This is a genomic window from Thiomonas sp. TH-17 (assembly GCF_057473305.1).
The window spans coordinates 22,205-30,367 of record NZ_JBYCKI010000015.1 but is presented as its reverse complement, the minus strand read 5'-3'; the positions used below and the strand labels follow the sequence as shown (position 1 = coordinate 30,367).

The 8,163-nt window shown below is 64.2% G+C and carries 5 protein-coding genes; 2 read left to right on the top strand and 3 right to left on the bottom strand.

The features are described 5' to 3' along the window. From AC2VLV_RS01255 to AC2VLV_RS01245, 3 genes are all read right to left on the bottom strand, one after another. Nucleotides 1–531 (bottom strand): YaeQ family protein (locus AC2VLV_RS01255; RefSeq protein WP_486988276.1); only part of this gene is annotated, 531 nt, incomplete at its 3' end. Nucleotides 532–583: 52 nt separating this feature from the next. Further along, nucleotides 584–2,032, bottom strand: a complete 1,449-nt coding sequence (locus AC2VLV_RS01250; RefSeq protein WP_486988275.1) for an MDR family MFS transporter — start codon at nucleotides 2,030–2,032, stop codon at nucleotides 584–586. Nucleotides 2,033–2,216: 184 nt separating this feature from the next. Continuing rightward, complete coding sequence (locus AC2VLV_RS01245) at nucleotides 2,217–2,879, bottom strand: hypothetical protein (protein WP_486988274.1); 663 nt, start codon at nucleotides 2,877–2,879, stop codon at nucleotides 2,217–2,219. A gap of 316 nt (nucleotides 2,880–3,195) precedes the next feature. Between AC2VLV_RS01245 and AC2VLV_RS01240 the strand changes: the two genes are divergently transcribed. Next, nucleotides 3,196–5,595 carry a putative bifunctional diguanylate cyclase/phosphodiesterase gene (locus tag AC2VLV_RS01240; protein WP_486988273.1) on the top strand — a complete coding sequence of 800 codons (2,400 nt, stop codon included), beginning with the start codon at nucleotides 3,196–3,198 and terminating at the stop codon, nucleotides 5,593–5,595. A gap of 166 nt (nucleotides 5,596–5,761) precedes the next feature. Next, nucleotides 5,762–8,155: a putative bifunctional diguanylate cyclase/phosphodiesterase gene (locus AC2VLV_RS01235; RefSeq protein WP_486988272.1), complete on the top strand. Its 2,394-nt coding sequence runs from the start codon at nucleotides 5,762–5,764 to the stop codon at nucleotides 8,153–8,155. Nucleotides 8,156–8,163: the final 8 nt, after the last annotated feature.

Below are 8,163 nucleotides of genomic sequence, written 5' to 3'. Positions count from 1 at the left end.
CTGCAGCGTTTCGAGTTCGACAGCAATCGTTGCCGCTGCGCTGCTGAGCGACACCGCGCCATCCTGCACCAGACATTGCAACTGCATCGTGCGCTCGGTGAGGCCACCCAGAGCCTGGCTGACCTCAGGCGGCAGACGCAACACGGTGAGGTTTTTCAGCCGCGCGAGCTTGCCCGCGTTCTGCTTCCACCACACCGGGCAACTGCTGGCATGGCAGACCACGACAACCTGTTCCGCGCGCCCGCAGGCTTTGCGCACGCGGCTCTCATCGGGCTGACCGATGTCGATCCACAGCTTGATCGCGCCGGTAAGGTCTTTCACCCAGATGTCGGGCTCGTCCACATCGAACAGGCCCTTGGTCAGGGCGATGCCCTCCTGCGCGTACAGCGCGTAGAGCAGCACCCGCACCATCATGCGCTCCTCGGTCTCGGAGGGGTGGCAGGCCAGGGTCAGGGCATGGTCGGCGTAGTAATGCCGGTCCATATCGGCCACCTGCAGGTCGGCTTTGTAAATCGTTGCTTTCAGCGCCATGACGTGACTATGTCGGGAAGGAAACCCAGCATTGTGCGTCTGCGATCAACTGTCACGTTTCGGGCTGCGGCGGCGCCCTGTGCCCGCTGACGATGGCGCCGTCGTGCGGCTGCAGGCGAGTAAAGACGGGCAAGGCGAGCAGCGGCAGCGCAGCCAGCAGTAGAAAAGAGAGATGAAAGGTCGCCAGCGAGGGCATCAAGTGGTGGGGCGTGAACAGGCCCAGCCACGCAGCGCCCAGTGAAACGCCGAAACTCACGGTGAGCTGCTGCAGCAGCCCGCCCAGACTGGTGGCGCGGCTCAGGCGTTGAGCATCAATGTCGGCATAGGCCAGGGTGTTGGAGGTCATGAACTGGGTGGAGCGCACCAGGCCGTAGAACACGATGGCCGCCGCAATCCACGCCGTTTCGGTGTGCGGCCCGATGAGGGCGAAGGTGCACAGGCTGGTGGTGCAGGCCAGGGCACTGATCAGCAACAGGGTGCGAAAACCCAGCCGCCGCAGGGCGGTGCCGACGAACACCCGCACCACCGGCGAGGCCACGGCCGACAGAAAGGTGAGCGCGCCCGACTGCACCGGGCTCATGCCCAGCCCGAGTTGCAGCATGAGCGGCAACAGATAAACCGGGCCGTTCATCGCAATGCGGCACAGCCCGCCCGCCAGGGTGGCAATGCCGAAGGCGCGTTCGCGCAGCAGGCCCAGATCGACCGCCGGATGCGACCGGCCGCGGCTGTGACGCCAAAACAGGCCCAGCAGCGCCAACGCGCCCAACAGCAGCGCGGCCAGCCAGGCGACCGGCAGATGGTCAGCGCCTTCCAGACAGACCTGCACCAAGCCCACCGCCAGGCCGAACAACACGAAGCCCCACAGATCGAAGGCTGGCGGCGCAGGGGCATCGACGTCGCGGATGAAGCGCGAGGTCAGCGCCATGCCCAGCAGACCGAAAGGCAGGTTGACATAGAAAATCCAGCGCCATGACAGCGCCGTGGTGAGATAGCCGCCGAGCAGCGGCCCGATCACCGGCCCGATGATGGCGGGCAGCGTCGCATAGGTCATGGCGCGAACCAGCTGCGAGCGCGGAAAACTGCGCAGCAGAATGAGGCGCCCGACCGGCGTCATCATCGCCCCGCCCAAACCCTGCAACACCCGCATGGCCACCAGCATGGGAAAACTGTCGGCCAGCCCACACAGCACCGAGCCGGTGGTGAACAGCGCCAGAGCGGCCACGAACACGCGGCGCCCGCCGAAGCGGTCGGCGCACCAGCCGCTCAGCGGAATGAACACGGCCAGGGTCAACACATAGGCGCTCACCGCCAGACTCATCTGCACCGCGCTGACCTGCAGCGAGCGCGCCATGTCGGGAATGGCAGTGGTGACGATGGTGGCGTCGAGTTGCTCCATCAGGAAGGCGATGGCCACGATGATGGCGACCAGCGGGCGTCCTTGCTGAGCCGAGTCGTCCGTGATCGGCGACGGCTGTTCAGCGGAAGGGGGGATTTGAGACAACGGGTTGGGCGACAAAAAAACGAGGAAGGATCAGCGCTGGCGGTGTTGCGTGATTGTCCGCCAGGACATGAATCACCGCTGCGGCAGCACAACTTGCTTTTGCGCCGAGCTGAAAAGCACAACACCCCGCCGGGGCGGGGTGTTGTGGGGCGTTGTGCAGACGAGGCGTTTACTGCCGCCGGGTTTACTGGCGCTTGAACAGTTCCACCAAGTCGTCGCGCATCGGGGCGGTGGCGGCGACGTTGAGTTTGTAGTCTTTGCCGTCGAAAGTGATCTTGTTGATCATGGCCTCTTTTTTGTTCAGATCCAGCGTGACGGCGCGCAGGGTGGCAGTTTCAAAATATTTGGCGATCTTGGGGTTGCGCGCAGCGATCTCTTGCGGCTGCTTTTGCGCCCAAGTCGTGACGTGGAAAATCACACTGCCCTTGTAGTTGTGCTCGGCCAGTTGTTCTAGCGCAACTTCAAGCAGCGCCATGTTTTCTTCCTTCTTCCACTCGCCGCCAAAGGCGAGGTAAATGCCGTTAGAGGGCAGGAGGTGGGCGACGGCGGGGGTGATCTCTGCCTTGTCCTTCACCGACTCAAAGGTCAGCTGGGAGTCGGCCTTGTTCACCGTCAACGTGCCGCCGATGCCGCCGGCCAGATCGTTGCAGATCACGGAACGGTTGGTCAGGATGCCCAGATGCGGGCGCTGCATGGTCTGGGCCAGGGCATTGCCCACCACCCCGCCGGCCATGATGCGGATGGTCTGGATTTCGCTGAAGGTCAGCGGCTTTTTCGCTTCTTGCGCAAACGCGGCCGACGAAAAGGCCAGGGCGGAGAGGGCGACGGTCAACAGAGCTTTTTTCATGGACTTCCTTTCAAAAAGAAAGCGTGAGTATCAATTAGTTACATGAGATCAAGGCGATTCCATCCACCTCCGCTTTGATGCAGATCAAGCAAATGCTCGACTGTTGCGCAGCAGACCCTTTTCGCCACGCTTGCGGCGAAAACGTAAAGAGTTGTGTGGAAAAAGTACGTTTCAGTCAGATGATCGCACCTAATTTACAGTGACCCTCAAGGTCAATCCCTAAACTACGGCAGTTCCGTTGACCTCCAATACAGACCTGCAACATCCAGGGCGACTCGCCCCAGACTGAGACAAGCTGCAATCCGTTTTCGCACCGATGGATCAATCCCACCCTTCCAACAAATCGCGGCGTCCGCAACGGGCCCTGCTGGCGCTGAATCTGGCCGGATACGCGGCGGGCGCCCTCACGATTCTGGGCTACGGGCTGATCGGGCTACTGCCCACTTTTGTGGCCTGGGCCTACTTTCTGACCGGGGCGCTGGTCAACATCGGGCTGTATTTCTGGATACAGGGCCTGAGCGACGAGACGGTTCGCACCAAAACTTACCCCACCTACGTCTTTCTGCTGCTCAACGTGGGCGTGCAGCTGGGCTTTGCGATCTGGCAACCGCAGATTGCTTTCATCGCCATGCTGATCCTGATCGGCATCGTGCCCGTCGAGGTGCTGCGCTTTCGCCGCCGCCAGATCGTGTTCATGTACGGCCTGATCGCGGTGATGACACTGATCGCCCTGCTGCTGAGCGATGGCAACTGGAGCATTCCCACCAATGGCTGGGCGCAGCAGGCGCTGCTGTGGGTTGCGTTCACCGAAGCGCTGGCTTTCAGCATGGCCACGCAGTTGTTCAAAGAGCGCTTCAGCCGCAAGCTGGTGCAGCACAACGAGCAGATCCGCGACGAGTACAAGACCTATCGCACCATCGCCCATCGCGACGATCTCACCGGCCTGGCCAACCGCCGGGCGTTCATGCAGCAACTGAGCGCCACGTTGGTCAAGCATCCGCATCAGGCTCTGGCCGTGGGCATGATCGACCTCGACCGCTTCAAGATCGTCAACGACCGTCTGGGCCATTCGGTGGGAGATCAACTGCTGGTGGCCGTGGGTCAGCGCTTGCGCGGCGTGCTGCGCCAGACCGATGTGCTGGCGAGGCTGGGCGGAGACGAGTTCGTGGTGATGTTCACCGGGTACACCTCGCTCGATCAGCTCCGCGCCGTGGCCGACCGGCTGGTCAAAAGCATGGAGCAGGAGTTCGTGGTGCAGAGCCACGCGCTGCAGATCGGGCTGTCGCTGGGCATCGTCATCCAGCAGCAAACGCAGCCGGTGGATGCGCTCACCCTCATGCGCCGCGCCGATCTGGCGATGTATGCCTCCAAGGAAGGCGGCCGCCAGCAGTACCGCTTCTTCGACCAGCACATGGAAGACGCCCTGCAGGAGCGCGATCGCAAGCTGAACTGGGTGCTCGACGCGCTGCGCCACAACCGGCTGGAACTGCACTACCAGCCCATTCTGTCGTTCGAAGGCGGCACGGCCGCGGGCGTCGTCAGCGTCCACAGTGCCGAGGCGCTGCTGCGCCTGCGCGACGCCGACGGCGTGCATACGGCGGGCGCGTTCGAGTCGGTGCTGGATGACGAGCAACTGGGTGTGCCAGTCGGGCGTTTCGTGCTCTCTGCCGCGCTCGATCAGGCGCAGCGCTGGCATCTGCAGGGCCGGGATATTCAGGTCAGCGTCAACATCAGCCCGCGACATTTTCTCGACCCGCAATTCCTCTCCGACCTGCGCACCGCGCTGGAACGCCATCCGCAATGTCCGCCGGAACGGCTCGTGCTCGAAGTCACCGAGCATGGCTCCGAGCTTGACAGCCGCATGGCCAGCTTTGTCGTCAGCCGGTGCCGCCATCTGGGCGTGCGGGTCGCGCTCGACGACTTCGGCACCGGCAGCGCCAGCCTCACCCATCTACAGCAACTCGAAGTCTCGTCGGTCAAGATCGACCGCAGCTTCACCCGCGACCTGTTTACCAGCGGCGCCGGGCTGAGCATCACCTACGGGCTGCTGCGCACCGCCGCGCTGATGGGCCTGGCCGTGGTGGCCGAGGGCGTGAGCACGCCGCAACACGCGCTGGCGCTGGCCTCCATGTCGTGCCGCCGTTTTCAGGGTTATGCCATCGCCCGGCCGATGACTGCCGAAGCCATGGATGCCTGGCTCGCCACCTGGCGCTCTCAACTGCCCTGGGCGGCCTTGCTGCCCAAGCAGGCGCACATCTCGCCCGATGCGATTCACGCCCTGGTGCAGCACAACAATACGGCGCTGCACGCCGAGCGCGGCACCATCAGCTCGGAAGAGCGCAACCAGCTCATGAAGACGGATGCGCAGACCGCCTGCGCCCTGGGTCTCTGGTGCCACGAAAACGGCGCGCGTTACAGCAACCGTCCCGGATTTCTGCGGTTGATGCGCGAACATCATGTGTTTCATACCCGGCTGCGCGAAGAACTGGCCGAGGCCCCGCCGGGCCCTGAGTCGGCCAAAATCAAGACACTGGGCGAGCAAAGCCGCATCATCCGGCACCAGTTCTGGAATCTGATTCTGCTGGGCGTCGACAAGTCCGTCGAGTCCGATCTGGCCGAAGTCAACACGGCCGAGTTCAACAGCGCGTTCGACCCGGTTCCGGCAGATTCCATCGACGCGCCCTCCATCCCACCGGCACTCAAACTCGTTCGGTGAGCATTTTTTGGTGAAATGAGCGGGCGCTGCAGGCCTTGCCGCTTGCTTTCACTCTGCGCCGCATGGACACTCCATCACAACAAGATGCTTCCGCTCGTGCACAGCATGTCCGGCCTCCGCCACTCGCGGGGTGCCCGCATGATGCGTGCCGCGACCCAGGCTGAACATGACGCAGCGCGCCCCCATTCAAAACCAAGACAACCGCCCCGCACCGTCCACCGCCCTGCTGAACCGCACCCTCGCAGGTTATGTGCTCTACGCGGTGCTGCTGCTCGCCTATGCAGCGGCGGGGCTGCTGCCCTGGCTGGCTGCCGTCGCCTACGGCCTGCTCGGGGTGACGGTCAATCTGCTCCTGCTCAACTGGATGCTGTACTTTCCCCGGGGACGGAACAGCGGGGATGATTTTCCGGCCACGCTGTTCCTGCTGCTCAACGTCGGGCTGCAGTTCCTGTTCTTCGCCCTTCTGCCGTCGGTGGGGGCGTTGTTCGTGCTGCCGCTGTTTGCGCTGATTCCAATCGCCGCGCTGCATGTGCGCCGTAGTCAGACGGCCGCCAGCCTGTTGCTGCTTCTGGTGCTCAGCGGAGTGGCGATCGGTCTGAGCCCGGGGCAGATGCAGTTGCCCATGGAGGGCGGGCAGCAGCGCATTCTGGCCTGGGCTGCCCTGCTGGCGGTGCTCGCCTTCGGCGCCACGCTCATGATGACCGTCGAGGGTTTCAACCGCGCGCTCATCAAGGACAACCTGCGGCTGACCAAGGCGTTCAAGGCGCTGCGCCGTTTCGCCCTGCGCGACGACCTGACCGGACTGGCCAATCGCCGCATCTTTCTCGATCATCTCAACGACCTGATGCGCCGCCACCCAGGCCAGACGCTGACCATCGGGCTGATGGATCTCGACCGCTTCAAATCCGTCAACGACCGGCTGGGCCACATCGTTGGCGATCAGTTGCTGGTCGCCGTGGGGCAAAGGCTGCGTGCCGTGCTGCGCGAGGGCGATCTGCTGGCGCGTTTCGGCGGCGATGAGTTCGTAGTGCTGCTGCCCGGCTACAGCACCGAGCAGCAGCTCAGCTACATCGCCAAACGGCTGGTGAACTGCATCGAAGCGCCGTTCATCATTCAGGGCAACAGCCTGCAGATCGGGCTGTCGCTCGGTCTGGTGGTGCAGCAGCCCGATGCGCCCGTCGACGCCGAAACGCTGGTGCGGCGGGCCGATATGGCCATGTACTCGGCGAAGAAAAACGGTCGGCAGCAATACCGCATCTTCGACCAGCAGATGGAAGACGCCATGCAGGAGCGGCACCGCAAGCTGCAATGGGTGCAGTCGGCATTGCGCGACAACCGGCTGGAGCTGCAGTACCAGCCCATTCTGTCGCTGCAGGCGGCATCGGCCGCCAAAGACGCAGAGCCTCAGGCGCAGATCGACGGCGCCGAAGCCCTGCTGCGGCTGCGCGACGCGGCGGGGTTGCACCGCGCGGCGACTTTCGAGGCGGTGCTCGACGACGACACGCTGGCCGTGGCGGTAGGCCGTTTCGTGCTGGCCGCGGCCATGCGCCAGGCCGACGCGTGGTTCGGTGCGGGGCGCGCGCTGCAGATCAGCGTCAACATCAGTCCGCGGCATTTTCTCGATCCGCAATTTCTCTCCGACCTGCGCAGCGTGCTCGCCCAGCACCCGCAGTGCCCGCCCGGCCTGCTGGCGCTGGAGCTGACCGAGCATGGCTCTGAGCTCGACGGCGCGATGGCGCGCTTCATGGTCGCGCAATGCCGTCAATTGGGCGTGCAGGTCATCCTCGACGACTTCGGCACCGGCAGCGCCAGCCTGATCCACCTGCAGCAGCTCGAAATCACCTCAGTCAAGATCGACCGCAGCTTCACCCATGACCTGTTCACCAGCGGCGCGGGGCTGAGCATTTCCTACGGCCTGCTGCGTATCGCCGAGCTGATGGGGCTGGAAGTGATCGGCGAAGGCGTGAGCTCGGCGCAGCATGCGCTGGCGTTGTCGTCCATGGGTTGTCGGCGCTTTCAGGGCTACGCCATTTCGCCGCCGCTGTCGCTGTCCGACTTCGAAGTCTGGCTGGCCAACTGGCCCCAACTCATCCCCTGGACGGCCTCTCTGCGCCACCAGCCGGCCATCTCGGCCGATGCCATCCAGGCGCTGGTGTGGCACAACGCCGTGGCGCTGCGCGCGCAGCAAGACACCCTGAGCGAGAGCGAGCGGCAGCAGTTTCTCAAGCCGAACGGCGCACTGCAAAGCGAGCTGGGTCTTTGGTGCCAGACCCATCAGGCGATGTATGAAGATCGGCCCGCTTTCCTGCGCCTGATCCGCGAGCTGCACATCTTTCACACCCGGCTGCGCGAGCAGCTTGCGACCAGGACGCCGATCGAGCCGGCGCAGGCCGCGCAGCTCAAGGCGCACAGCCGCGTGGTGCGGCATCAGTTCTGGAATCTGGTGCTGGTGAACATTCCGCCCATGGCGGCGGAATCGGCGTCGCGCCAAGCGGGCCGCGACGCCGACTCGCGCTCGGGCGGCTTCGACAGCTCGCTGCATCCCACCCTGCCGGGATGAGCCCCGGC

What these genes read in the sequence shown, in the direction of transcription:
- AC2VLV_RS01245 (WP_486988274.1), bottom strand. Translation starts at nt 2,879, where the DNA reads ATGAAAAAAGCTCTGTTGACCGTCGCCCTCTCCGCCCTGGCCTTTTCG.
- AC2VLV_RS01240 (WP_486988273.1), top strand. Translation starts at nt 3,196, where the DNA reads ATGGATCAATCCCACCCTTCCAACAAATCGCGGCGTCCGCAACGGGCC.
- AC2VLV_RS01235 (WP_486988272.1), top strand. Translation starts at nt 5,762, where the DNA reads ATGACGCAGCGCGCCCCCATTCAAAACCAAGACAACCGCCCCGCACCG.